This is a genomic window from Martelella mediterranea DSM 17316 (genome assembly GCF_002043005.1).
Lineage (GTDB): Bacteria > Pseudomonadota > Alphaproteobacteria > Rhizobiales > Rhizobiaceae > Martelella > Martelella mediterranea.
In genome coordinates this window covers 376,533-398,796 of record NZ_CP020330.1, presented here as the reverse complement: position 1 = coordinate 398,796, position 22,264 = coordinate 376,533, and the positions used below count along the sequence as shown (strand labels likewise).

Sequence of the window (22,264 nt, the reverse complement as noted above, 5' to 3'; positions counted from 1 at the left end):
GATGCAGATGCAACAGCCAAAAGGCGAACGCCAGCGGCTTCTTCAGGCCCGGAACGTATCGAAAAGCTTCGGCGCGTTCCGGGTGCTGCATGATGTCGACTTTGATGTTTATCGCGGCGAAGTGCTGGGAATCCTCGGCCCCAACGGCGCCGGCAAGACCACGCTGTTCAACATGATCAGCGGCGATCTGAAGCCAACCGGCGGAGAGATCAGGCTGGGGGAGGTGCTGCTGAAAGGCGAGCCGCCCCACCGCCGCTGCCAGATGGGGATCGGCCGGACCTACCAGATTCCGCAGCCCTATTCGGGAATGACGACCTTCGAAAACCTGCTCGTCGCCTCGGCCTTCGGCGGCGGCCGGTCCGAGGCCGAAAGCTATGAATTTTGCGCGCAGGTGCTGCGTGATTGCGAATTGCTGAACAAGGCCAATGTTCTGGCCGGGTCCCTGCCGCTTCTGGACCGCAAGCGGCTGGAGCTTGCCCGGGCGCTCGCCTCGGGGCCCAAGCTTCTGTTGCTGGACGAAATCGCCGGCGGTCTGACCGACGAGGAATCGAAGGAACTCGTCGCCCTGATTGCGCAGATCCGCGATCGCGGCGTCACCATCATCTGGATCGAGCATGTTCTGCATGCGCTGATGGCGGTGGCGGATCGGCTTCTGGTGCTGAACTTCGGCGAGAAGATCGCGGAAGGCGACCCCAAGACCGTCATCGCCAACCCCGATGTCATGCGGGTTTACATGGGGGTCGAGGCATGACGGAATTGTTGTCAACACATGGTCTGGTCGCCCGCTACGGCGATTTTCAGGCGCTTTACGACGTCGATGTCGCCATCGACGAAGGCGAGATCATCGCGCTGATCGGCGCCAACGGGGCCGGCAAGTCCACCTTCCTGCGGGCGGTCATGGGGCTGTTGCCGGTGAAGCCGGACATGGTGAGCCTCGATGGTCGGCCCATCGGCGGCACGCCCACCGACCAGATGGTGCAGAAAGGGGTCGCCATCGTTCCGGAGGGACGGCGGCTATTCACCGGCATGTCCGTCAATGACAATCTGCGGGTGGCGATCGATCAGGTCGGCAGCAGGGGCCGCAAGGGCGGTTGGACGCTGGAAAGGGTGCAGCAGCTTTTTCCCATATTGGTGGAGAAGGGGCGCGTGCCGGTTCAAAACCTCTCCGGCGGCCAGCAGCAGATGGTTTCGATCGGCCGGGCCTTGCTGTGCCAGCCGCGCCTTTTGCTGTGCGACGAGATCAGCCTCGGACTTGCGCCCAAGGTCATCCGCGAGATCTATGCCGTCCTGCCCGAAATCAGGGCGCAGGGGACGTCGATCGTGCTGGTCGAGCAGGATGTCGGACTGGCGAAGAGCGCGTCCGACCGGCTCTATTGCATGCTTGAAGGGCGCGTGACGCTGAGCGGACGCTCCAATGATGTCACGCGCGAACAGATCAGCGAAGCTTATTTCGGGGGTGGCCATGCAGTGGTTTGACGCACTTGTACAGGGCATCCTGCTGGGCGGGATGTATGCGCAATACGCGCTTGGAATGGCCTTGATGTTCGGGGTCATGCGGATCGTGAATGTCAGCCATGGCGATCTGGTGATCCTGCTGTCGCTGATCGGCATCTCGCTGGCTTCTGCCTTCGGGCTCGGTCCGTTCACGGTGATGGCGGCGCTGGTACCGCTGGCGGTGGCGATGGGTTGGCTTCTCCAGCGCGCGGTGCTGAACCGGGTGGTGGGCGAGGACCCGCTGCCGTCGCTGATCGCGACCTTCGGCCTGTCGCTGGCGCTGCAGAACCTGATGCTGCAGATCTGGTCGGCGAACAGCCGCTCCTTGCCGGGCGGCGGGATTGAAAGCCAGTCGATCCAGATCGGCGGCATCTATATCGGCCTTCTGCCGGTGCTCGTTTTGCTGGTTGCTGTCGGCCTGACGCTGGCGCTCGACCTGATGCTGAAGCGCATGCGTTTCGGCCGGGCGCTCCGGGCCGCCGCCGCGGATGTTGAGGCCGCGTCGATGACCGGGGTCAACGCCAAAACCGTCTACGCCACGGCAACGGCGATCGCGGTCGGCATTCTCGGCTTTGCGGCCGTGTTTCAGGCACTGCGTTCGACGGTTGCGCCCGCCGATGGCGGCGCGCAGCTGATCTATGCCTTCGAGGCCGTGATCATCGGCGGCATGGGCTCGGTCTGGGGCGCATTCGCCGGTTCGATGGTGCTGGGCATTGCCCAGGCTGTCGGGTTCCGACTGGATCCCGGCTTCGGCGTTCTGGCCGGCCATCTCGTCTTCCTGCTGATACTAGCCGTGCGCCCTCAGGGCCTGTTCGGGAGAGCGTGAACCATGACTTCTCATTCTATCGCACCCGGCGCGGATGCAGCGCAGATCAACATCAAGGTCCGGCGTCAGACCCTCTCCGGGATCATCGCGTTGAGCCTGTTCGTGTTCGCCCTGGTGGCGCTCGCGGCCATGCCGTGGTGGGCCAAGACCGGCACGATCCGCATGGTTCTCGAACTGTGCTGCTATATTCTGGCGGCGCAGATGTGGAACCTGCTCGCCGGCTATGCCGGGCTGGTCTCGGTCGGCCAGCAGGCGTTCATGGGCGCGGCCGGCTACGCGCTGTTCGTCATGGCGCAGACCTTCGGCATCAACCCGTTCCTCGCCATCGGTCTCTCGCTGCTGGCGCCCGCCCTGCTGGCCGTTCCCTGCTACATGCTGCTGCACCGGCTGGACGGCCCCTATTTTGCCATCGGCACATGGGTGGTCGCCGAGGTGTTCCGCCTCGTGGCGTCCAATCTTGGCTGGGTCAATGCCGGGGCCGGCATGTCCCTGGGCGTGATGCGCGACTATTCCACCTTTGAGCGCAACATCGCCATGTCGCTTCTCTGCGCGCTGATGATCTTCGTCGCCATCGGCGGGGGCTACTGGTTCCTGCGCTCGCGCTTCGGTCTCGCGCTGATCGCCATGCGGGACAACCCCGTGGCGGCGGCAAGCCAGGGCGTCAATGTCCGCCGGCTGCGCTTCATGGTCTATATCGCGGCCGCCGTGGGATGCGGCCTTGCCGGCTCGGTCTATTTCATGGCGCAATTGCGTATCAATCCCGCCTCGGCCTTTGACCCGATGTGGTCCAATGTCGCGATCTTCATCGTGATGATCGGCGGGATCGGCACGATCGAAGGCGTGCTGATCGGCGCACTCATCTATTTCATCGCGGATCGTTATTTCGGCGAATATGGCGCGAGCTACTTCATCGTTCTCGGCGTGATGACCGTGCTGGTCGCGCTCTATGCCCGCACCGGCATCTGGGGGATGATCTCCAAACGCTGGGACGCGCCGTGGTTCCCGATCCGGCGCCATCTGATCGTCGAGAAGGAGGAGAGCCCATGAAGGCCGTCATCTTCGACGCCGTTGGTCAGCCGCTGCGCGTCAGCGACAGGCCCGATCCGACGCCGGCGCCCGACGAAGTCGTGCTCAGGGTGGCCGCCTGCGGCATCTGCGGCAGCGACCTGCATATGAGCGTCGATCCCGAGCCTTTCGGCATTGCCGGCGACTTTGTGTTTGGCCATGAAATCGCGGGCGAGGTGGTGGCGACCGGCGGCGGCGTCGACACGCTGAAGGCGGGCGATCTGGTTGCCGTGGTGCCGATGCGCGGCTGCGGCCATTGCCCGCGTTGTCTTGCCGGCGATCCGGCGCGTTGCCCGGACATGACGCTGATCGGCGGCGGTTATGCGGACTATGTCTGCGTTGCCGCGCGTCAGTGCCGCGTACTTCCGGACGGCGTTGCGGCAAGCGACGCCGCGCTCGCCGAGCCGCTTTCGGTGGCGCTGCACTGCATCATCCGCTCCGGCATGAAGCCGGGCGATCGCGTCGCCATTCTCGGCGCCGGGCCGATCGGTCTGCTGGTCGCCTTCTGGGCGCGGCGGCTGGGCGCTTCCAGCGTGGTGATGGCCGATCTCTACGATCATCAGGCCGAACGCGCCCGGGCTCTAGGGGCGACGGGCTTTGCGCTTTCAGGCGCGGGCCTTTCCGAAAATCTGAACGATCAGTGCGGCGGCCCGCCCGATATCGTTTTCGAATGCGTCGGCAAGCCCGGCCTTTTGCAGGCGGCCGTCGAGGCTGTCCGGCTGCAGGGCAAGGTGATCGGCGTCGGACTTTGCATCGGCGGCGATGAATGGGACCCGTTCGTGGCGCTCTCCAAGGAAATCGACCTGATCTTTTCGGCCTTTTTCCATCAGGCCAATGAATTCGGCGTCGCGCTCGATGCGCTTGCCAAGGGAGCCGTGGTCGCGCCGCAGGTGATCATCACCGACCGCATCGGCCTTTCGCCCGTGCCGCCGGTCTTCGAAGGCCTGCGCCGACGCACCACGCAATGCAAGGTGCTGATCCAGCCCGAACTTGTCTGAAGGAGAGGATATGACTGTTCAGTTTGAGACATCAGAATACGAGATCGGCGGCGTTCATACGGTGGTGAAAGCCATCGGCAAGGGCAAGCCGGTGCTGTTCCTGCATGGCGCGGCGACGCTGGAAGGCTTCGATTTCGCCGAAGGGCTTTCCGACCGGTTTCGGGTCTATTGCCCTAGCCATCCGGGCATGGGCTATTCTGGCGATGCACCGCATGTTTCAGGGTCGATGGATATCATCATCCATTACCTGAACCTGCTCGACGCGATGGACTTTCCGGAAAAGCCGCATCTGATCGGCTTTTCGATGGGCGGCTGGCTCGCCACGGAACTGGCTGCCGTCGCCGGCGACCGGTTCGACCGTGTCGTGCTGCTCGCGCCGGCCGGGCTCAATGATCCCGACCATCCCGCGACCGATCTCGGATCGATCGCGCCGCAGGATCTTCCCGGCTTTCTGGCGCATGACCCCAAGGTGGCGCTGCAATATTTCCCCGACGGGTCCGATCCGGCTTTCGCCGAAAAGTTCGGCGCCGATCGCGCCCGCGAGGGTGAAACCGTCGGGCGGATCTGCGCGCCCTTCGGCATGGGGCATCCCAATCTCAGCCGCATGCTCGCCCGGATAGCTAATCCGGCGCTGGTGGTCTGGGGCGAGGAGGACAGGCTTCTGCCGGCAAGCCAAATGCCCTTGTGGGTGGAGCAATTACCGAACGGCCAGGCTCTGTTGATCGAGGGCACGGGCCATCTGCTGCTTCAGGAGCAGCCCGATAGCGTGACAAAAATCGGCGATTTTCTCGCCGGACAAACACCGTAGGAGGAGATGACATGAACAAACATGTAAAGCCCGGATACTGGGGCGACAGCGTCGACTATCGCGACATCCTGAAAAAGATCGAGGAAATCGGTCCGACGCTCGAAGCCAATGCGCCGGCGGACGAGGAAGCCGGTGAACTGACGAAGGAAAGCTTCGAGGCGCTGAAACCGCTGCGCTTCTCGCATCTGATGGCAACCGAAGAACTTGGCGGCGCGCAGATGCGCCCGACCGAAGTGTTGCAGCTGATCGAGGCGGTGACCTGGTGGTCGGGATCGGCCGGCTGGGTGTCGATGGTGCATTGCTGCATCGGCGCGATGTCGGCGGCGTTCCTGCCCGACAGCGCGGTCGAACGGCTGTTCGAACCCGGCAGCGACAATCGCTTCTCGGGCCAGGGCGCGCCGCTCGGCATGCTCAAGAAGGTCGATGGCGGTTACGAGCTGACCGGCAAGTGGAGCTACGGCTCGGGCTTCAGCCATGCGACCTGGTCGCACTCGGCCTGCTTCATCGATGACGGCAACGGCAAGCCGGCCAAGGATGCCGAGGGCAACGTCATCGTCATGTGCGCCCACGCCCCGATCGGCGAGCATGAACAGCTCGGCAACTGGGATGTGCTCGGCCTCAAGGGCACCGGTTCGATCGACTATTCCGCCAAGGACGTGTTCATTCCCGATGATCTGGTGTTTCCGATCCTGACCGCGCCGCCGCAGCGCCTGCAGGAACTGTTCAGCCTCGGCATTGTCGGTCTTGCATCGATCGGCCATACCGGCTGGGCGATGGGCACTGGCCGGCGCATGCTGGACGAAATCGCCAAATTTGCCCGCAGCAAGTCCGGCCGGGCCGGCATGCTCGGGGAAAGCGAGAAGTTCTGGTACGATTATGGCCGCGCGGAGGCCAATTATCGCGCCGCGCGCGCCTTCGTCATGGAGGTCTGGGGCGATATCGAAGCCAGCGCCGAGGCGGGCAAGATGATGACCACCCGCCAGGTCAGCCTTGTCCATCTGGCCAAGGCCCAGATTCACGAGGTCGGCGTCGATGTCTGCAATTTCGCCTATCGCGCATCCGGCGGGGCTGGGCTCAGGGCCGGCGTGATCCAGCGCACCCTCCGCGACATGATGGTGGCGGCGAACCACTTCACCATCGCGCCGTCGATCGTGACATCTGCCGGCCGCGACATCGGCGGGCTCTGGTCCGACCGGACCTGGCAGTTCTATGACCTGATCGAGAAGAAATAAGCAAAGGCGGGGGCGCAACACTGCGCCCCCGCCAAAACAGACTGCCGGAGTAATGCCTGATGCCTGAACACCATACCGTCGCCGAAGCCTTTCGCGAGGCTTTCCGTTGCCATCCCGCGGGCGTTGCGGTGATCACCGCCGATCCTGGCGATCAACCGGTGGCGATGACCGTGTCCTCGCTGATTTCCGTCAGCGGGTCGCCGCCGACCATCGCCTTTTCGCTTTCGGCGCGCTCGCGCTCCACGGCAACGGTATTGCAGGCGGAAACCGTGGTTATCCATATGCTGCGCTATCCGGATCTGGAACTGGCGCGGCTCGGCGCCACGCCCGGCGCCGACCGTTTCGGTCCGGGCATCGCCTGGACGCGGCTTCCGACCGGCGAGCCGCGCTACACCAATGTGTCGACCTGGTTCCGGGCGCGTATCAGCGGAACGCTTGCGGTCGAGGGGGCAACGCTGGTGGCCGCGGAACTGCTCGAAGGGGCGACCGCCGATCTTGCCGCACCCGAACGGGAATCGCTGGTCTATCTGGATCGCCGCTGGCACCGGTTGCGCGAGGACAGCAGCGGCGTGGCCAGTCTGGCCTTGCTGGATGAGGAATATCGCGACGTTTTCCGCTGATCCGTTCGCGGCGGAAGCGCCGGAAGCCGGTTAGTATAACCCGGAGCGATATTTTGACGAAGCTATCCGATCACGCTGTCCGTCATGCCGGGCTAAGATAGGGTCGGAGGCTGGTCACGCGGAACGGTTCGGGAAAACCGGTCTGCAGGCCGAAAATTGCGAGGAGGCGGACTGTTCCGGGGAATTCCGGGGAATTCCGGGGAGGCGGTCCGCAAGGGGAGAGAACAAGTATGGCAGTCCTTTCAGTCAAGGGAATGTCGAAAAGCTTCGGCTCGCTGAAGGTCGCTGACAATGTCAGTTTCGATCTGGCCGCCGGCGAGGCCTTGGGCATCATCGGGCCGAACGGCGCGGGAAAGTCCACGCTCTTCAATCTCATAACCGGAAATCTCAAGCCGGACAGCGGACAGGTGATGCTGGACGGCCGCGACGTTACCCGCGAAAGCCCGATGCAGCGCTGTGCCAGCGGGATCGGCCGCTCGTTCCAGATCCCGCAGCCTTTCGGCCATCTCTCCGTCTATGAAAACCTGCTTGTGGCGGCCCGGTTCGGCGGTTCGGTCAAGGCCTCCGAAGCGCCGGATTTCTGCATGGAGCTTCTCGCCCGAACGGGGCTCGATCATCTGGCCACGCAAAAGGCCGGCACCCTGCCGCTTCTCAGCCGCAAGCGGCTGGAACTGGCGCGCGCGTTGTCCACCCGCGCGCATGTGATCCTGCTGGACGAGATCGCGGGCGGGCTGACCGATGGCGAATGCGGCGAACTGGTGTCGACGATCCGCGCCATCCATGCCGAGGGCATGGCGATCATCTGGATCGAGCATGTGCTGCACGCGCTGAACGCGGTCGTGTCCCGGCTGATGGTGCTCAATTTCGGAGAGGTGCTGATGGACGGCAAGCCGGACGCGGTCATGGCAGCGCCGAAGGTGCGCGAAATCTATCTGGGGATCGAGGCATGAGCGCGCTTCTGGAAATCCGCGACCTGACGGCCCATTACGGCGACTTCCAGGCCCTGTTCGGCGTCGATCTGACGCTGAGGCACGGCGAGGCGCTGGCCATCATCGGCGCGAACGGCGCCGGCAAGACCACGCTGATGCGCGCCATCACCGGCATCGCAAAGGTAACGGCGGGCACGGTCGCTCTTGAGGGCAAACGCATCGACCGGCTGGCAGCGCCGGACATTCTGCGTGCCGGCATCAGCATGATGCCGGAGGGCCGCTGCCTGTTTCCGAGCCTCAGCGTCGAGGAAAACCTCGAGATTGGGGCGCACGCCCGCAAGGGCAACGGCTACTGGAACCTGTCGCGGGTCTTCGAACTGTTTCCGGTTCTGGCGGAACGCCGCAGCCAGCCGGCGACCGCGCTTTCGGGCGGCCAGCAACAGATGGTCGCGCTCGGGCGGGCGCTGATGTCGAACCCGTCGGTATTGCTGTGCGACGAACTGAGCCTGGGGCTCGCCCCCGTCGTCATCCGCGAAATCTACGCCTCCTTCCCGAAAATCCGCGAGAGCGGCACGGCGATCATCGTCGTCGAGCAGGATATCGGCCAGGCGCTGGCGATCGCCGACGTCGTCCACTGCATGATGGAAGGCCGCATCACCCTGTCGGGGCATCCTTCGGAACTGTCGCGCGAGGCCATCCACGACGCCTATTTCGGAGTAAGTCACGCATGATCTGGTTGGATACGCTTGTTCAGGGCCTGTTGCTTGGCGGTCTTTACGCCCTGTTTGCCGCCGGGCTGAGCCTTGTCTTCGGCATCATGCGGCTGGTCAATCTGGCCCATGGCGACCTGATCGTGCTGGCCGCCTATCTGATCCTCGGCGTCGGCACTGTGTTGGGGCTGAACCCGTTCATCGCCGCGCTGATCGCCATGCCGATCATGTTCGCGCTTGGCTATGTGCTGCAGATCGCGCTTTTGAACCGGGTGTTGGGCGAGGATATCCTGCCGCCGCTTCTGGTCACCTTCGGCCTGTCGATCGTCATCCAGAACGCGCTGCTGCAGCAGTTTACCGCCGACAGCCGCAAACTGCCGGTCGGACCCATCGAGGCCGAGTCGGTTTATCTCGGAACGATGAATATCGGCGTCATGCCGCTGATTACCTTTGCTTCCGCCATTCTCGTCATCCTCGGTCTGAACTGGATCTTCTACCGCACCGCCCTTGGCCGGGCCTTCCGGGCCACCTCGGACGATCCGGTGACGGCGCAACTCATGGGCATCCGTCCGCAACGGGTTTTCGCGGTCGCCACCGGCATCGCGATGGTGGTGGCCACGATCGCCGCGCTTTACCTTGGCGCAAGGGCCAATTTTGATCCGTCGATCGGGCCGGCGCGTCTGCTCTACGCCTTCGAGGCGGTTATCATCGGCGGGCTCGGCAGCCTGTGGGGAACGCTGATCGGCGGGTTGATTATCGGCGTGGCGCAGGCCTTCGGCGCCGCCATCAACCCGCAATGGCAAATTCTGGCGGGCCATGTCGCCTTTGTCGTCGTGCTGCTCGTGCGGCCGCGCGGGCTGTTCCCGCGCGCCTATGATTGAGGACCGGCCATGAGAAACGCGTTTGAACTTTTCTTCTCCGCCGTCATCGTCGTCATCCTGGCGATCATACCGCTGTTCGGCATGCGCGCCCTGGTGCAGGACCTGTTCATGGTGCTGTGCCTGCTGGTTCTGGCGCTGAACTGGAACATGCTGGCGGGCTTTGCCGGGCTGGTCTCGGTCGGCCAGCAGCTTTTCGTCGGCGTCGGGGCCTATTCGATGTTCGCGGCCGCGATCCTGTGGGGCATCGATCCGCTGACGGGCATTCTGATCGGCGGGCTGGTGGCCATGGCGCTTTCGGTCCCGGTCGCCTTCTTCACCTTCCGTCTCTACGGCGCCTATTTCGCGATCGGCACATGGGCCGTTGCCGAAATCGCCCGGCTGTCCTTCAGCCAGTGGCGGGCGCTTGGCGGGGGAACGGGCACCGCGCTGCCCAGGGGGGCCGCGCGCGAAATGCCGGGCGTGCAGACCTTGCGCGATCTTCTCGATATTTCGGGAGCGGCGGCCGTGGATGTGCTGACCTACTGGCTCGCCCTCGGGCTCGTCGTGATCATGCTCGCCGCAAGCTGGCTGTTCCTGCGCTCGCGCATGGGGCTCGGCCTGCAGGCGATGCGCGACAATACGGTCGCGGCGCGCTCCGTCGGCGTCGATCCGCTGCGGCTCAAGGCGCTGGTTTTCATGCTGACCGCCTTTGGCACCGGGCTTTGCGGCGGCCTCATCTTTCTCCAGACTGGCCGGATCGCGCCCGACGCCGCCTTTTCGGTGATCGACTGGACCGCCTTCGTCATCTTCATAGTCGTGATCGGCGGGATCGGCACCCTGCCGGGGCCGATCATCGGGGTGCTGGTCTTCTACGGGCTTCAGCGCCTGCTGTCGGACTATGGAACCGTCTATCTGATCATTCTGGGAATAATCGGCATTGCCATCATGCTGTTCGAAAGACGAGGACTGTGGGGAGGCGTCGTGCAGAAAACCGGCTTCGACTTCCTGCCGCTCGAACATCTTCCGCCGAAAACCGGCCCGCGCAATCGCAAAATCACATGACCCCTTTGAGGAGCAGAAGTTCATGAGCTATTTCACCGAAGACAATTCCGCCAGCACCGTCAATGAGCGCATGGGTCCTGAAACAGACGCGCGTCTGGCGGAGGTCATGTCCTGTCTCGTTCGCCATCTTCATGATTTCGCCAAGGAAATCCATCTGACCCAGGAAGAGTGGGACTATGCGATCGGTTTTTTGACGAAGACGGGCCAGATGTGCTCCGAGGAGCGGCAGGAGTTCATTCTGCTGTCGGACGTTCTCGGGTTCTCGATGCTGGTCGACGCGATCAACAACCGCCGGCCCGAAGGCGCGACGGAAAACACCGTCTTCGGCCCCTTCCATGTCGACGGCGCGCCAATCCGGCAGATGGGGGACACTATTTCGCTGGATGGCAAGGGCGAGAGCTGCCTGTTCGAAGGCCGTGTTCTCGACATTGACGGCAACCCAATCGAAGGCGCGACGGTGGATGTCTGGTCGGACAATGCCGACGGCTATTACGACGTCCAGCAGCCGGGCATTCAACCGAAATGGAACAATCGCGGGCGGTTCATCACCGGGGCGGACGGGCGCTACAGCTTCGTCGGCATCAAGCCGGTCAGCTACCCGATCCCTGATGACGGTCCGGTGGGACAGATGCTCGGCCATCTCGGCCGCCATCCCTACCGGCCTGCGCATATGCACTATCTCGTCACCGCGCCGGGCTATCAGAAACTGGTCACCCACACCTTTGTCGGCGGCGATAAATATTTGGAATCCGATGCTGTTTTCGGCGTCAAGGACACGTTGATTGCGCCCTATGAACGGGTCGAGAACGGCGCGACCTTGTGGCGCTCCCCCTTCGATTTCGTTCTCGTTTCATAATGAGGTCAGAATGCCCAACGTCAAAATCTTCATCGATGAGGCGCAATATGGCGCGGCGCGGGACGGTCTCGCGGCGTTTCTGCCGGATATGCGCACATCGCTGTGTTCCAGTCTCTCGGTCGGCAATGAAGCCTTCCAGCTCGCCATAATCCCGGTGCTCGGCATGCCGGATCAGCCGCAGATCAATGTCGAGCTTTTCTTGCTGGAGCGGCCGGATCGCACGCGCGCGATGGTCACAGAAGTCGCCGGGCAGCTTCGCGAGCAGATCGGTCACGCCACGGGGCAGTCGGTCGCCGTGCGCATCGCGATGCTGGATCCGGAGACCTATGTCGCGCTGAAGTAGGGCTCAGCCGCGGCGCTGGGTCACCTGCTCGTCGTGCTCCATGCGCGCCTGCAGCCGCTGGGCTTCGGTCTGCAGGAAGGTGATGAACTGCTCGGCCGCCGGCGGTCTCTTGCCATCGGTCTTGGTCATGACGCCCAACTGGCGGTTCGGATGGTCGATCTTCAACGGCAGGGCGACAAGCGGGATGGTGCGGCGGTTCAGGAACACCACCGAATAGGGAAGCACGGTCAGCGAATCCGACCCCAGCAAAAGCGACTGGATGGACGCCAGCGTTCCGCCCGAGAAATTGACCATGAAACTCTCCTGTCCCATGGACTTCAGCGCGCGCTCAAGGTCGCGGTAGAGCGGGCTGTTGGAGGGCGGCGCGATCCACGGATAGGGTGCGATCGCATCGGAGGTGATCGCCTTGATCCGCGTCAGCGGATGATCCTGCCGGCACGCCACGACATTGCGGCCCGAAAGCAGCGGCAGAAACTCCATGTCGGACGGCACCTGCCGGGGATGAAGCGGCAGGATGGCGATATCGAGGCCGCCATTCCTCAGCCCGGCCTCGAGCGTGTCCAGATAGCCGTAGGACTGATCGATATAGACGTCAGAATAGCGCGACTGGAATTCCGCGATCAGCTTGGCCACGACGCCGTCGGTGAAGATCGGCGAGCCGCCCACCCTCAGCCGGCCGGCCAGCCCCTGGCGGAAGCGCCGCACAAGAAGACTGGCTTCGCGGTTGGCGGTGCGGATCCGGTTGCCGAGCCGGGCAAGGCTTGCGCCGAGCTCCGTCGGGCGCAACGGTCGGCGGCCCGGTTCGAACAGCGGCATGCCGACCCTTTTTTCCAGCAATGTCATGCTGCGCGAGACGGAGGGCTGCGACTTCCCGAGCGCTTCCGCCCCTTCGGTTAAACCGCCCTTCTCGACGATCAGCGCCAGAATTTCGAGATGCTCGCTGTCTATTTTCATAACCCAAAGGAATATTTTATTTCAATCATCAGATCAATATCTCCCTTTGAATGGGGTAACGTGATTTTCAGTCCAGCATGAGGGGGGAGTCGATTGTCTTTTTTTCGCGAGGAATTCACCGCACGTAGCGCTGCCGTCAGGGTCCGTTTCGGCGCCGGGGTGCGCAAGAACATCGCAGAGGAACTGGAAACGCTCGGCGCCGAGCGGGCATTGATCCTGACCACGCCGCAACAGGCTGAGCTGGCCGAAGAGTTTGCCGGGTATTGTGGCGCGCGCGCCGCCGGCACCTACACCAATGCGACGATGCATACGCCTGTCGACGTCTCGGAAGAGGCCGTCCGACACGCCGAAGAACTGGGCGCGGACGTGCTGGTCGCGGTTGGCGGCGGCTCGACGACCGGACTGGCCAAGGCCATCGCGCTCAGGACCGGCCTGCCGCAGATCGCCGTGCCCACCACCTATGCCGGATCTGAGGCGACGCCGATTCTCGGCCAGACCGAAAATGGGGTGAAAACCACCCAGACCAATCCCAAGGTGCAGCCCGGCACCATTCTCTATGATGCGGAACTGGTCGCGACCCTGCCGGTCGGAATGACGGTGACCTCGGCGCTCAACGCGATGGCGCATGCGGCCGAGGGGCTTTATGCCCGCGACCGGTCTCCCATTTCCTCTCTGATGGCCGTCGAGGGGCTGCGCGCGTTCCGCGACAGCCTGCCGCGCGTTCTGGCTTCGCCCGAAGACGTTGCGACGCGCGGCGAGACGCTTTACGGCGCATGGCTATGCGGTACGGTGCTGGGCCAGGTTGGCATGGCGCTGCATCACAAACTCTGCCACACGCTGGGCGGAAGTTTCAACCTGCCCCATGCCGAGACCCACGCGATCATCCTGCCGCATGCCCTGGCCTATAATGCCGGCGCGGTCCCGGAGCTGCTGGCGCCGGTCGCCGAGCTCTTCGACGACGACAATCCGGGCAGGGGGCTCTACCGTTTCGCCAAGGAGATCGGCGCGCCGCTGGCGCTCAGCGATCTTGGCGTGAGCGAGGCCGATCTCGACAAGGCGGCCGACCTTGCCGTCGCCAATCCCTACTGGAATCCGCGCCCGATCGAACGGGATGCGATCCGGACGCTGCTGCAGGCGGCGTGGAGCGGAGACATGCCGGCCTTTTGATTTTCGGGCGATCGCGCCCGCACTATACTGTTCCTGGGAGGAGAACTTATGCCAGACATCACAACCGATGTATTGATCATTGGCACCGGACCTGCTGGTTCGGCGACGGCCGCCTTGCTTTCGACCTACGGCATCGAAAACATGGCGGTGAACCGCTACCGCTGGCTTGCCAATACGCCGCGCGCGCACATAACCAACCAGCGCGCCATGGAGGTGCTGCGCGACCTCGGCCGCGAGGTCGAGGACGAAGCCTATATGTTCGCCACCCATCAGGAGCTGATGGGCGAGAACATCTTCTGCGAGAGCCTTGCCGGCGAGGAAATCGGCCGGATGAAGGCCTGGGGCAATCATCCGCTCTCCAAGGCCGAGCATCTGATGTCGTCGCCGACGAAGATGAACGACCTGCCGCAGACCTTCATGGAGCCGCTGCTGTTCAAGACCGCATGCTCGCGCGGCACCCAGGCGCGGATGTCGACCGAATATCTGCGCCACCAGCAGGACGCCGATGGCGTGACCACCACCTGTCTGGATCGGCTGACGCAGAAGGAATTCACGATCCGCTCGAAATATCTGATCGGCGCGGATGGCGGCAAATCGCTGGTCGCGGAGAATGAAAACCTGCCCTTCGAGGGCAAGATGGGCGTCGGCGGATCGATGAACATCCTGTTCAAGGCCGACCTCACGAAATACGTCGCCCACCGCCCGTCCGTGCTTTACTGGGTGATGCAGCCCGGCGCGGATGTCGGCGGCATCGGCATGGGGCTGGTGCGCATGGTGCGGCCCTGGAACGAATGGCTGATCGTCTGGGGCTACGATATCAACGAGCCCGAGCCTGTCGTGACCCCGGAATTCGCCACCGGCGTCGCCCGGCAGTTGATCGGCGATCCGGAGCTCGAGATCGAGCTTCTGTCGGCCAACACCTGGACGGTGAACAATTTCTACGCCACCAAAACATCCAATGGCCGGGTGTTCTGCATGGGCGACGCCATCCACCGCCATCCGCCGTCGAACGGTCTCGGCTCAAACACCTCGATCCAGGATGCCTTCAACCTGGCCTGGAAACTGGCCATGGTCCTGAAGGGGCAGGCGGGCGAGCATCTGCTCGACAGCTACGATACCGAGCGGGCGCCCGTCGCCAAGCAGATCGTCACCCGGGCAAACCAGTCGATCGCCGAAACCGGCCCGATCTTCGCAGCCCTCGGCATGGCCGAAGGGGTGAACCCGGAGCAGATGCAGAAGAACCTCGAGGCGCGCACCAATGGCACGCCGGAGGCCGAGGCGCAGCGCGAGGCGATCCGCAAGGCGATTGCCTTCAAGAAATACGAGTTCGACGCCCACGGCGTCGAGATGAACCAGCGCTACAGCTCGGACGCGGTGGTGACGGACGGTCAGATCGAGCCGGCCTTCCAGCTCGATGCCGACCTTCACTACCAGCCGACTACATGGCCCGGCGCGCGGCTGCCGCATGCCTGGCTTTACCGCCACGACAACGGGGCCGAGGTCTCGACGCTCGATCTCTGCGGCCACGGCCGGTTCACCATTCTGACCGGGCTCGGCGGCGAGGCCTGGGTCGAGGCGACCGCCCGGGTCGGGGATGCGCTCGGCATCGAGATCGTGACCCATGTGATCGGGCCGCGCCGGGAATATGTCGACCACAGCGGCGAATGGGCAAGGCTGGCGGAAATCTGCGACAGCGGCTGCCTGCTGGTGCGTCCGGACCACCACGTCTGCTGGCGCGTGTCCTCGCCCGTCGACGATCCGGAGGCTGAACTGCACCGGGCGCTGAAACGCATCCTGGCCCGGTAGGCAAGGGAAAATCCGAGGCGGAAAGCGAACGGTTTTGATGTGAAGCAGCTCCAGCCGGGATCTGAAAAACTTCATAACAAAAAGTCATGCAAGTTTTCGAACATCGCATAACCGGCGCTTTCGCCATGGGTTAGTCTGATTTCAGGAGGATCGGTTTGGAGGAAACGCCGATGATGCGAGCGAATTGAACACGCTTCGCCCGACGTTAAAGACGCCGGGAGATGATGGTTCAATTCTTTCGCTGTTTTGGCTTGGGCGCTGTCGCACACGGATGAGGCGTTGCGACGCCGTTATTTTCAGATCGATGACGACTTTGCGGAAGCATCCATGTTTGCGCGTGGCTGCTGCCGGAACGGTTTCGTAAGCTTGTGTTTACGAAAACGGCGCTGCGGGGAGTGTTCTTCATGCGGCGCCGCACAAACAGACTGCATTTTGGGAGGATTGTATCTTGGCACAAATCAGCGGCTATCATCATCTGACGCTTTCCACGGATGGCGCGCAGGAGGATTTCGACTTCTACACCAAGACCCTGGGGCTTCACTCGGTCAAGCGCACGGTGCTGTTTGACGGCGTGATCCCGGTCTATCACCTCTATTACGGCTCGCCCGATGGCGACGCCTCGACCATCATCACCACCTTCCCGTTCCGCAAGCCCGGCGTCTATGGCCGCCGCGGCACGAACCAGTCGCGCACCATCATGCAGGCGATCCCGAAGGGCGCCGCGAACTTCTGGGTCGACCGGCTGAACGAGCGCGGCATCAAGGCCGAGAAGATCACCCGTTTCGGCGCCGACCGCGTCGTTTTCGCCCATCCTTGCGGCATTCCGCATGAGCTGGTGGAAAGCGACAGCGACAACCGCACGCCGATTGCCAACGAGGCGCAGGGCGTAAGCGCCGAGCACGGCATCAAGGGAATTTACGGCGCACTGGTCGCCTGCTTCGACCGTAGCGCAATGGATGATTTCATGACCATCGCCCTGCCTCTGACCAAGGAGGCCGACACGGATGAAGGCACGGTCTACCGCGTGCCGGACGCCAATGGCATCATCCAGCGCGTCGAGGTGATCACCGACCGGGAAAGCCCGCAGGGCACCTGGACGCTGTCGGGCGGCACGATCCATCATCTGGCGCTGAACACCGGCGATGAGGAAAACCAGATGAACTTGCGCGCCCATATCGAGGGTCTCGGCTTCACCGACATTTCCGAGCAGAAGGACCGCAACTACTTCAAGTCCTGCTATGTCCGCTCGCCGGGCGGCGCGCTGTTCGAACTGGCCTGGACCACGCCGGAGGGCTGGGCCCGCGACGAGCCTCCCGGCCAGATCGGCAAGACGCTTGTGTTCCCGCCATGGTTCAAGGATCGGGAAGAAGAGCTGCGCGCCGGGCTGGAAGAGGCCGAGTTCGCCTGATGGCATCAAGCGCGCTTCATCTTGCGGCGGAAAAACAGGCCAGAGCGATCTGTGTGTTTGTGCATGGCCGCGGGCAATCGCCCGAGGAGATGCAATCCCATGTTCTGGCCCGCCTTGATGCGCCGGATGTCGCTTTCGCTCTACCGCGGGCCGAAAGCGGTTCGTGGTATGACGCCCGGGCCATTGATCCCCTGACCGCCGGGACGCGCACCGCGCTCCAGGCGGCGCTGGATCAGCTTGCCGGTGATGTCGCCGAGGCGCGCGCCGCCTTCGGCGCACTGCCATTGCTGCTCGCCGGATTTTCGCAAGGGGCCTGTCTCGCGCTGGAATATGCCTTTGCGGGGCTTGCCGCCCCGCAGGCGCTTGCAGCCTTTACCGGCTGCCGCGTGGGCGTTGCGACCGATGACCGGCCCCGCCTTCTGGCCCCCGAATTGCCTGTCTACCTGACGGGCTCGGATGCCGATCCGTGGATCCCGGTCACTGCCTTCGCCGAGGCCGCATGCGAACTTGGCGCGGGCAAGGGCCGGTTGCGCGCGGACATTTTTCCCGGTCGCGGCCATGAGGTCTCGGACGCGGAAGTGGCCATGCTGCAAAATCTGCTGCAGGATCTGACCGCCGGAGGGTCCATTGGCATGGCAGCGGCCCGCTAGCTGCATATTTTCCCGAGCCGCCGCTGCGGAGGCGTTCGCGATGCGGATGGCAGCGGTCGGGGCGGAGGGTTCGTTACACAAGGGAGAGGAAAAATGATCAACAGACGTAAGTTTCTGCGCTCCACCGCAGCCACGGGGCTGATGCTTGCAGCACCCGGGCTTGCCGCGCCCGCGATCGCCCAGGGCAAGAAGATCAAGCTCGGCTATGTCTCGCCCCAGACCGGGCCGCTGGCCGGCTTTGCCGAAAGCGACAATTACAATATCGAGGCCTTCCTGGCATCGTCGGTGGGCAAGAATTTCGAGGTGATTGTCAAGGACAGCCAGTCCAACCCCAACCGCGCCGCCGACGTTGCCAAGGAACTGATCCTGAGCGACGAGGTCAATCTGATGCTGGTCGCCTCGACGCCCGAAACCACCAATCCGGTTTCAGGCGTGTGCGAATCCGAGGGCATTCCAGTGCTTTCGACGGTCGCGCCTTGGCAGCCCTGGTTTATTGGGCAGCAGGCCAATCCGCGCGATCCGGCAAGCTGGCAGCCTTTCGAGTTCGCGTTCCATTATTTCTGGGGCATGGAAGATATCATCGCGGTCTACACCGCCATGTGGGATCAGCTCCAGACCAACAAGTCCGTCGGCGGCCTGTTCCCCAACGATGCCGACGGCAATGCCTGGGGCGACCCCGAGACCGGCCTGAAGCCGGGGCTAGCCGAACGCGGCTATGCGCTGACCAATCCCGGCAGCTTCCAGAACCTGTCGGATGATTTCTCGGCCCAGATCAACGCGTTCAAGGCGGCGAACACCGATATCATCACCGGCGTTCTCATTCCGCCGGATTTCACCACCTTCTGGAACCAGTTGCGCCAGCAGGGCATGCAGCCGAAGGCCGTCACGGTCGCCAAGGCGCTGCTGTTCCCGCAATCGGTGGAAGCGCTCGGCGAGGCGGGCAACAACCTGTCCTCGGAAGTGTGGTGGACGCCGAACCATCCGTTCTCGTCCTCCGTGACCGGGCAGAGTTCGGCCGAGCTTGCCGCGGACTTCACGGCCAAGACCGGCCGTCCGTGGACCCAGCCGATCGGCTTCGTGCATTCGCTGTTCGAGGTCGCCGCCGATGTCATGGGCAGGGCCGAAGACCCCACCGACGGAGAGGTCGTTGCCGAGGCGATCGCCGCCACCGAGATGGAATGCGTCGTCGGCCCGATCGCCTGGAACGGCAAGGGCGTGCCGCCGTTTGCCGCGAAAAACGTCTGCAAGACGCCGCTCACCGGCGGCCAGTGGCGGATCAAGGATGATGGCGGCTATGATCTGGTGATCGTCGAAAACGGCGCGGCGCCTGAGATTCCGACCGGCGGCACGATGGAAGCGCTGTAGGGCGTCTCTCAGTCGGCGGAAGCTTCCGCCGACCGTCAAGATGATAAAGCATGGTGTTGGAGCGGGTTTGCGTTCGATGAAACGCGGAGCCGCTCCAAAGGCATCGGCCCTAAAGGCATGGGCGTGCGTGCCTGGAGTGATGAGCATGGTTGAAACGGATATCGTCGACGAGGGCGAATTCGATTATATCGTCGTCGGGGCGGGGTCTGCCGGCTGCGTGCTGGCCAACCGGCTGAGCGCCAACCCGGCCAACCGGGTTCTGCTGCTGGAGGCGGGCGGGCACGACAACCACCATTGGGTCCACATCCCGGTCGGCTATCTCTATGCCATGGGCAATCCCCGGCTCGACTGGTGTTATCGCACGGAGCCCGAGGCGGGGCTGAACGGCCGCGCGCTTGCCTATCCGCGCGGCAAGGTGCTGGGCGGCTGTTCCTCCATCAACGGCATGATCTACATGCGCGGACAGGCGGCGGATTACGACCAGTGGCGGCAGGCCGGCTGCACCGGCTGGGGGTGGGACGATGTGCTGCCGTTTTTTCGCAAATCCGAAAATCACTATGGCCCGGAGAGCGCCGTCCACGGCAAGGGCGGCGAGCTGGACGTCTGCGAACAGCGCCTGCACTGGCCCGTGCTTGATGCGCTGGCGGCTGCAGCCGAAGAGATCGGCATTCCCGCGACCGACGACTTCAACGATGGCGACAATGAGGGCGTCGGCTATTTTCCGGTGAACCAGCGCGGCGGGTTGCGCTGGAACGCCCGCAAGGCGTTCCTGAACCCCGCCCGGTCACGCCGCAATCTGCGCATCGAGACGAAGGCCCAGGTTGAGCGCATTGCCCTTTCGCAGGGGCGGGCGGAGGCGGTGATCTACCGCCAGAACGGCCGGGTCAGACGGGCCGCCTGCCGGGGCGAGATCGTGCTTTCCGCCGGCGCGGTGAACACGCCGCAGCTTCTGGAGCTTTCCGGCATTGGCGATGGCGGCCTGCTGCAATCCCTTGGTCTTCCGGTCGCGCTCGATATTCCCGCCGTGGGTGCAAACCTTCAGGACCATCTGCAAATTCGCACCGTGTTCCGCATCACCGGCGCGCTCACCCTGAACGATCGGCTCGCGACGCTTGCGGGCAAGGCCGGCATTGCCCTCGAATATGCCTTTCGCCGCACCGGGCCGATGTCGATGGCGCCGAGCCAGCTCGGCATCTTCACCCGGTCCTCGCCCGAGCATGAGCGGGCCAATCTCGAATATCATATCCAGCCGCTTTCGCTGGAAGCCTTCGGCCAGCCGCTCGACAAGGAGCCGGGGGTTACGGTTTCCGTCTGCAATCTGCGGCCGGAAAGTCGCGGCACGATCCATATCACCGCGCCCGTGCCAGATCGCCCGCCCGAAATCCGGCCCTGCTATCTCTCCGCGCGCGCCGACCAGATCGTCGCCGTCGACAGTCTCCGCCACGCCCGACGCCTGATGGCCGCCGCCGGTCTGGTCGGGCTCAACCCGTGCGAGATCAAACCCGGTCCGGATGTGCAATCGGACGAAGACCTCCTGAAGGCGGCGGGTAGGCTCGGCACCACCATCTTCCACCCCGTCGGCACGGCCCGCATGGGCAGCGACCCCGCAAGCGTGGTCGATCCGGAGTTGAAACTGCGTGGCCTCGCCAATCTGCGCATCGCCGACGCCTCGATCATGCCCACCATTCCCTCCGGAAACACCCATGCGCCGGTGACGATGATCGCGGAGAAGGCCGCTGAGATGATGCTGGCGTCGCGATAGCGGAAGCGCTCGCATTCCCTCCAAAAACCGGCGGAAACCGACGCGATTTGAGGACAGCGGCAGAATGCTTTACAGTATTTTAGCTGACGATCATCAAAGGCCTCGCGCCCGGGTGGGTCTTTATTGAGTTGATTGGAAAGGAGCAAGCGGCGGTGATACCGCCGCCTTGGGGGAGACGCAAATTGCCGGAAGAGACCACAGTCAAGCCAGTGGAGGAGGACGCCGTCCCTAACGACGTCTTTGCGAGCACCGACTACCAGGAATGGCGCGACGCCATGAGCCAGCTCTACCTGCCCACATTGGATGCCGCCGCGGATGAACCGTTTCACGCGGAAGTGAACGGTTTCCTGCTTGGCGCGGGCACGCTGGGGCGCTGCGCGAGCGTGCAGCAGGCTTTTTCGCGCAGCCGCACGCAGATCGGCCGCGATGGCGTCGACAACTACATGATCCAGATATTCCTCAAGGGGCGCTGTCACGCGCGCACCGCCCGCGGCGATGTCATTCTCGATGCAGGCGATATCTGTATCTTCGACAATGCCGAGCCGCTCGACACCGTCAACGAGGATTTCGACCTCATGGCGCTTGCCGTGCCGCGCGACCGGCTCGCGCCGCTGCTGCGCGAGCCCGATGGGCTGCATTACCGGCGTGTGCGCCGCGACACGCCACTTGCCCGCCTGTTCCGCACCCATGTTCTGGATGTCTATCGCATGGCCCCTGCAATCCGCGCGGAGGACGGACCCCAGGTGTTTTCGGCGCTGGTCCATTTTCTTGCCGCCGTCATCAATAACAGCCGCGATCTTTCGGACGAGCAGACGACTTTGCTGCAACAAAGCGTGCTGCAGGAGGTGCGCCGGCATATCGACGCCAATCTCGAAAGCGAAAGCCTGACGGTGGAGGATATCGCCGCCCGCTTCGGCATCTCGCGGACGAAGCTCTATCGCCATTTCGAACCCTATGGCGGCGTTGCTGCCTTCGTGCGGGAGCGGCGGCTCGCCGCGGCCTATCACAAGCTCACCGATCCGTATGCACTGCCGCTCAACAACAACGCCATCGCTGCCTCGGTCGGGTTCCAGTCCGAGAGCGCCTTTATCCGGGCCTTTCGCCGCCGCTATGGCATGACGCCGGGCGAGGCCAGGCGGCAACGCCACGTGGCCTCGATGTCCGCCGCTTCCGGCGCTCCGACAAGATATACCTGGCCTGCATGGTTTGCAGGCGTCTGACGCGGGGCAGGCTTCCGCTGGAAGAAATCCATTTCGGTACGTCCTGCACATCATTGGGGACGTGCGGGCGATACAAGCGTTCTGCCTTCCTTTAGTCAAAAACGATCAATCCGGGCAGCGCGCGTCGCC

General features: G+C 63.7%; 22 protein-coding genes. 21 read left to right on the top strand and 1 reads right to left on the bottom strand.

All coding sequences use genetic code 11. The annotated features are described in order from the left end of the window. The first annotated feature begins 1 nt into the window (after nt 1). From Mame_RS01840 to Mame_RS01775, 14 genes are all read left to right on the top strand, one after another. Entirely contained in the window at nt 2-751 is a 750-nt protein-coding gene (locus Mame_RS01840; RefSeq protein WP_018064635.1) for an ABC transporter ATP-binding protein, read from the top strand. Then, nucleotides 748-1,476, top strand: coding sequence for an ABC transporter ATP-binding protein (locus tag Mame_RS01835; RefSeq protein WP_018064636.1), 729 nt, complete (start codon nt 748-750; stop codon nt 1,474-1,476). Before Mame_RS01840 ends, Mame_RS01835 begins: the two co-directional genes overlap by 4 nt. Further along, nucleotides 1,463-2,320, top strand: a complete 858-nt coding sequence (locus Mame_RS01830) for a branched-chain amino acid ABC transporter permease (protein WP_018064637.1) — start codon at nt 1,463-1,465, stop codon at nt 2,318-2,320. The genes Mame_RS01835 and Mame_RS01830 overlap by 14 nt, the downstream gene beginning before the upstream one ends. Before the next feature lie 3 nt (nt 2,321-2,323). Then, the gene (locus Mame_RS01825) at nt 2,324-3,367 is read left to right on the top strand and encodes a branched-chain amino acid ABC transporter permease (RefSeq protein ID WP_018064638.1); all 1,044 of its coding nucleotides are present in this window, start codon (nt 2,324-2,326) and stop codon (nt 3,365-3,367) included. Beyond that, a complete protein-coding gene (locus Mame_RS01820) occupies nt 3,364-4,383 on the top strand; it encodes a zinc-dependent alcohol dehydrogenase (protein WP_018064639.1) in 1,020 nt (339 codons plus the stop codon). The genes Mame_RS01825 and Mame_RS01820 overlap by 4 nt, the downstream gene beginning before the upstream one ends. Nucleotides 4,384-4,393: 10 nt before the next feature. Continuing rightward, entirely contained in the window at nt 4,394-5,191 is a 798-nt protein-coding gene (locus Mame_RS01815) for an alpha/beta fold hydrolase (protein WP_018064640.1), read from the top strand. An 11-nt stretch (nt 5,192-5,202) separates the two neighbouring features. Continuing rightward, a complete protein-coding gene (locus Mame_RS01810; RefSeq protein WP_018064641.1) occupies nt 5,203-6,423 on the top strand; it encodes an acyl-CoA dehydrogenase family protein in 1,221 nt (406 codons plus the stop codon). A gap of 59 nt (nt 6,424-6,482) precedes the next feature. Beyond that, nucleotides 6,483-7,043, top strand: a complete 561-nt coding sequence (locus Mame_RS01805) for a flavin reductase family protein (RefSeq protein ID WP_018064642.1) — start codon at nt 6,483-6,485, stop codon at nt 7,041-7,043. A gap of 230 nt (nt 7,044-7,273) precedes the next feature. Further along, nucleotides 7,274-7,993, top strand: a complete 720-nt coding sequence (locus Mame_RS01800) for an ABC transporter ATP-binding protein (protein ID WP_026173443.1) — start codon at nt 7,274-7,276, stop codon at nt 7,991-7,993. Then, nucleotides 7,990-8,703, top strand: coding sequence for an ABC transporter ATP-binding protein (locus Mame_RS01795; RefSeq protein WP_018064644.1), 714 nt, complete (start codon nt 7,990-7,992; stop codon nt 8,701-8,703). The genes Mame_RS01800 and Mame_RS01795 overlap by 4 nt, the downstream gene beginning before the upstream one ends. Beyond that, entirely contained in the window at nt 8,700-9,563 is an 864-nt protein-coding gene (locus Mame_RS01790; RefSeq protein WP_018064645.1) for a branched-chain amino acid ABC transporter permease, read from the top strand. The genes Mame_RS01795 and Mame_RS01790 overlap by 4 nt, the downstream gene beginning before the upstream one ends. 9 nt (nt 9,564-9,572) lie before the next feature. Further along, entirely contained in the window at nt 9,573-10,604 is a 1,032-nt protein-coding gene (locus Mame_RS01785; protein WP_018064646.1) for a branched-chain amino acid ABC transporter permease, read from the top strand. A gap of 22 nt (nt 10,605-10,626) precedes the next feature. After that, nucleotides 10,627-11,460 carry an intradiol ring-cleavage dioxygenase gene (locus Mame_RS01780; protein ID WP_018064647.1) on the top strand — a complete coding sequence of 278 codons (834 nt, stop codon included), beginning with the start codon at nt 10,627-10,629 and terminating at the stop codon, nt 11,458-11,460. Nucleotides 11,461-11,470: 10 nt separating this feature from the next. Further along, complete coding sequence (locus Mame_RS01775; protein WP_018064648.1) at nt 11,471-11,803, top strand: hypothetical protein; 333 nt, start codon at nt 11,471-11,473, stop codon at nt 11,801-11,803. Between the two features lie 3 nt (nt 11,804-11,806). On the opposite strand, the gene Mame_RS01770 is transcribed toward Mame_RS01775, so the two are convergent. Beyond that, nucleotides 11,807-12,757: a LysR family transcriptional regulator gene (locus tag Mame_RS01770; RefSeq protein ID WP_018064649.1), complete on the bottom strand. Its 951-nt coding sequence runs from the start codon at nt 12,755-12,757 to the stop codon at nt 11,807-11,809. Nucleotides 12,758-12,850: 93 nt separating this feature from the next. Here Mame_RS01770 and Mame_RS01765 point away from each other — a divergent pair, with 93 nt between their 5' ends. From Mame_RS01765 to Mame_RS01735, 7 genes are all read left to right on the top strand, one after another. Then, entirely contained in the window at nt 12,851-13,924 is a 1,074-nt protein-coding gene (locus Mame_RS01765) for a maleylacetate reductase (RefSeq protein ID WP_018064650.1), read from the top strand. Between the two features lie 48 nt (nt 13,925-13,972). Next, on the top strand, nt 13,973-15,730 hold the full coding sequence (locus Mame_RS01760; protein WP_018064651.1) for an FAD-dependent oxidoreductase: 1,758 nt from the start codon (nt 13,973-13,975) through the stop codon (nt 15,728-15,730). Nucleotides 15,731-16,178: 448 nt separating this feature from the next. Then, the gene (locus tag Mame_RS01755; protein ID WP_018064652.1) at nt 16,179-17,138 is read left to right on the top strand and encodes a VOC family protein; all 960 of its coding nucleotides are present in this window, start codon (nt 16,179-16,181) and stop codon (nt 17,136-17,138) included. Continuing rightward, nucleotides 17,138-17,788: an alpha/beta hydrolase gene (locus Mame_RS01750; protein ID WP_018064653.1), complete on the top strand. Its 651-nt coding sequence runs from the start codon at nt 17,138-17,140 to the stop codon at nt 17,786-17,788. The genes Mame_RS01755 and Mame_RS01750 overlap by 1 nt, the downstream gene beginning before the upstream one ends. 93 nt (nt 17,789-17,881) lie before the next feature. Further along, a complete protein-coding gene (locus Mame_RS01745) occupies nt 17,882-19,153 on the top strand; it encodes an ABC transporter substrate-binding protein (protein WP_018064654.1) in 1,272 nt (423 codons plus the stop codon). 145 nt (nt 19,154-19,298) lie between these two features. Further along, complete coding sequence (locus Mame_RS01740) at nt 19,299-20,915, top strand: GMC family oxidoreductase (protein ID WP_018064655.1); 1,617 nt, start codon at nt 19,299-19,301, stop codon at nt 20,913-20,915. 182 nt (nt 20,916-21,097) lie between these two features. Further along, nucleotides 21,098-22,135 (top strand): helix-turn-helix domain-containing protein, encoded by a 1,038-nt coding sequence (locus Mame_RS01735; protein WP_155121999.1) that lies wholly within the window; start codon nt 21,098-21,100, stop codon nt 22,133-22,135. Nucleotides 22,136-22,264: the final 129 nt, after the last annotated feature.

Coding starts and splice junctions, on each gene's coding strand:
- Mame_RS01840 (WP_018064635.1), top strand. CDS start 2: ATGCAGATGCAACAGCCAAAAGGCGAACGCCAGCGGCTTCTTCAGGCC.
- Mame_RS01835 (WP_018064636.1), top strand. CDS start 748: ATGACGGAATTGTTGTCAACACATGGTCTGGTCGCCCGCTACGGCGAT.
- Mame_RS01830 (WP_018064637.1), top strand. CDS start 1,463: ATGCAGTGGTTTGACGCACTTGTACAGGGCATCCTGCTGGGCGGGATG.
- Mame_RS01825 (WP_018064638.1), top strand. CDS start 2,324: ATGACTTCTCATTCTATCGCACCCGGCGCGGATGCAGCGCAGATCAAC.
- Mame_RS01820 (WP_018064639.1), top strand. CDS start 3,364: ATGAAGGCCGTCATCTTCGACGCCGTTGGTCAGCCGCTGCGCGTCAGC.
- Mame_RS01815 (WP_018064640.1), top strand. CDS start 4,394: ATGACTGTTCAGTTTGAGACATCAGAATACGAGATCGGCGGCGTTCAT.
- Mame_RS01810 (WP_018064641.1), top strand. CDS start 5,203: ATGAACAAACATGTAAAGCCCGGATACTGGGGCGACAGCGTCGACTAT.
- Mame_RS01805 (WP_018064642.1), top strand. CDS start 6,483: ATGCCTGAACACCATACCGTCGCCGAAGCCTTTCGCGAGGCTTTCCGT.
- Mame_RS01800 (WP_026173443.1), top strand. CDS start 7,274: ATGGCAGTCCTTTCAGTCAAGGGAATGTCGAAAAGCTTCGGCTCGCTG.
- Mame_RS01795 (WP_018064644.1), top strand. CDS start 7,990: ATGAGCGCGCTTCTGGAAATCCGCGACCTGACGGCCCATTACGGCGAC.
- Mame_RS01790 (WP_018064645.1), top strand. CDS start 8,700: ATGATCTGGTTGGATACGCTTGTTCAGGGCCTGTTGCTTGGCGGTCTT.
- Mame_RS01785 (WP_018064646.1), top strand. CDS start 9,573: ATGAGAAACGCGTTTGAACTTTTCTTCTCCGCCGTCATCGTCGTCATC.
- Mame_RS01780 (WP_018064647.1), top strand. CDS start 10,627: ATGAGCTATTTCACCGAAGACAATTCCGCCAGCACCGTCAATGAGCGC.
- Mame_RS01775 (WP_018064648.1), top strand. CDS start 11,471: ATGCCCAACGTCAAAATCTTCATCGATGAGGCGCAATATGGCGCGGCG.
- Mame_RS01770 (WP_018064649.1), bottom strand. CDS start 12,757: ATGAAAATAGACAGCGAGCATCTCGAAATTCTGGCGCTGATCGTCGAG.
- Mame_RS01760 (WP_018064651.1), top strand. CDS start 13,973: ATGCCAGACATCACAACCGATGTATTGATCATTGGCACCGGACCTGCT.
- Mame_RS01750 (WP_018064653.1), top strand. CDS start 17,138: ATGGCATCAAGCGCGCTTCATCTTGCGGCGGAAAAACAGGCCAGAGCG.
- Mame_RS01745 (WP_018064654.1), top strand. CDS start 17,882: ATGATCAACAGACGTAAGTTTCTGCGCTCCACCGCAGCCACGGGGCTG.
- Mame_RS01740 (WP_018064655.1), top strand. CDS start 19,299: ATGGTTGAAACGGATATCGTCGACGAGGGCGAATTCGATTATATCGTC.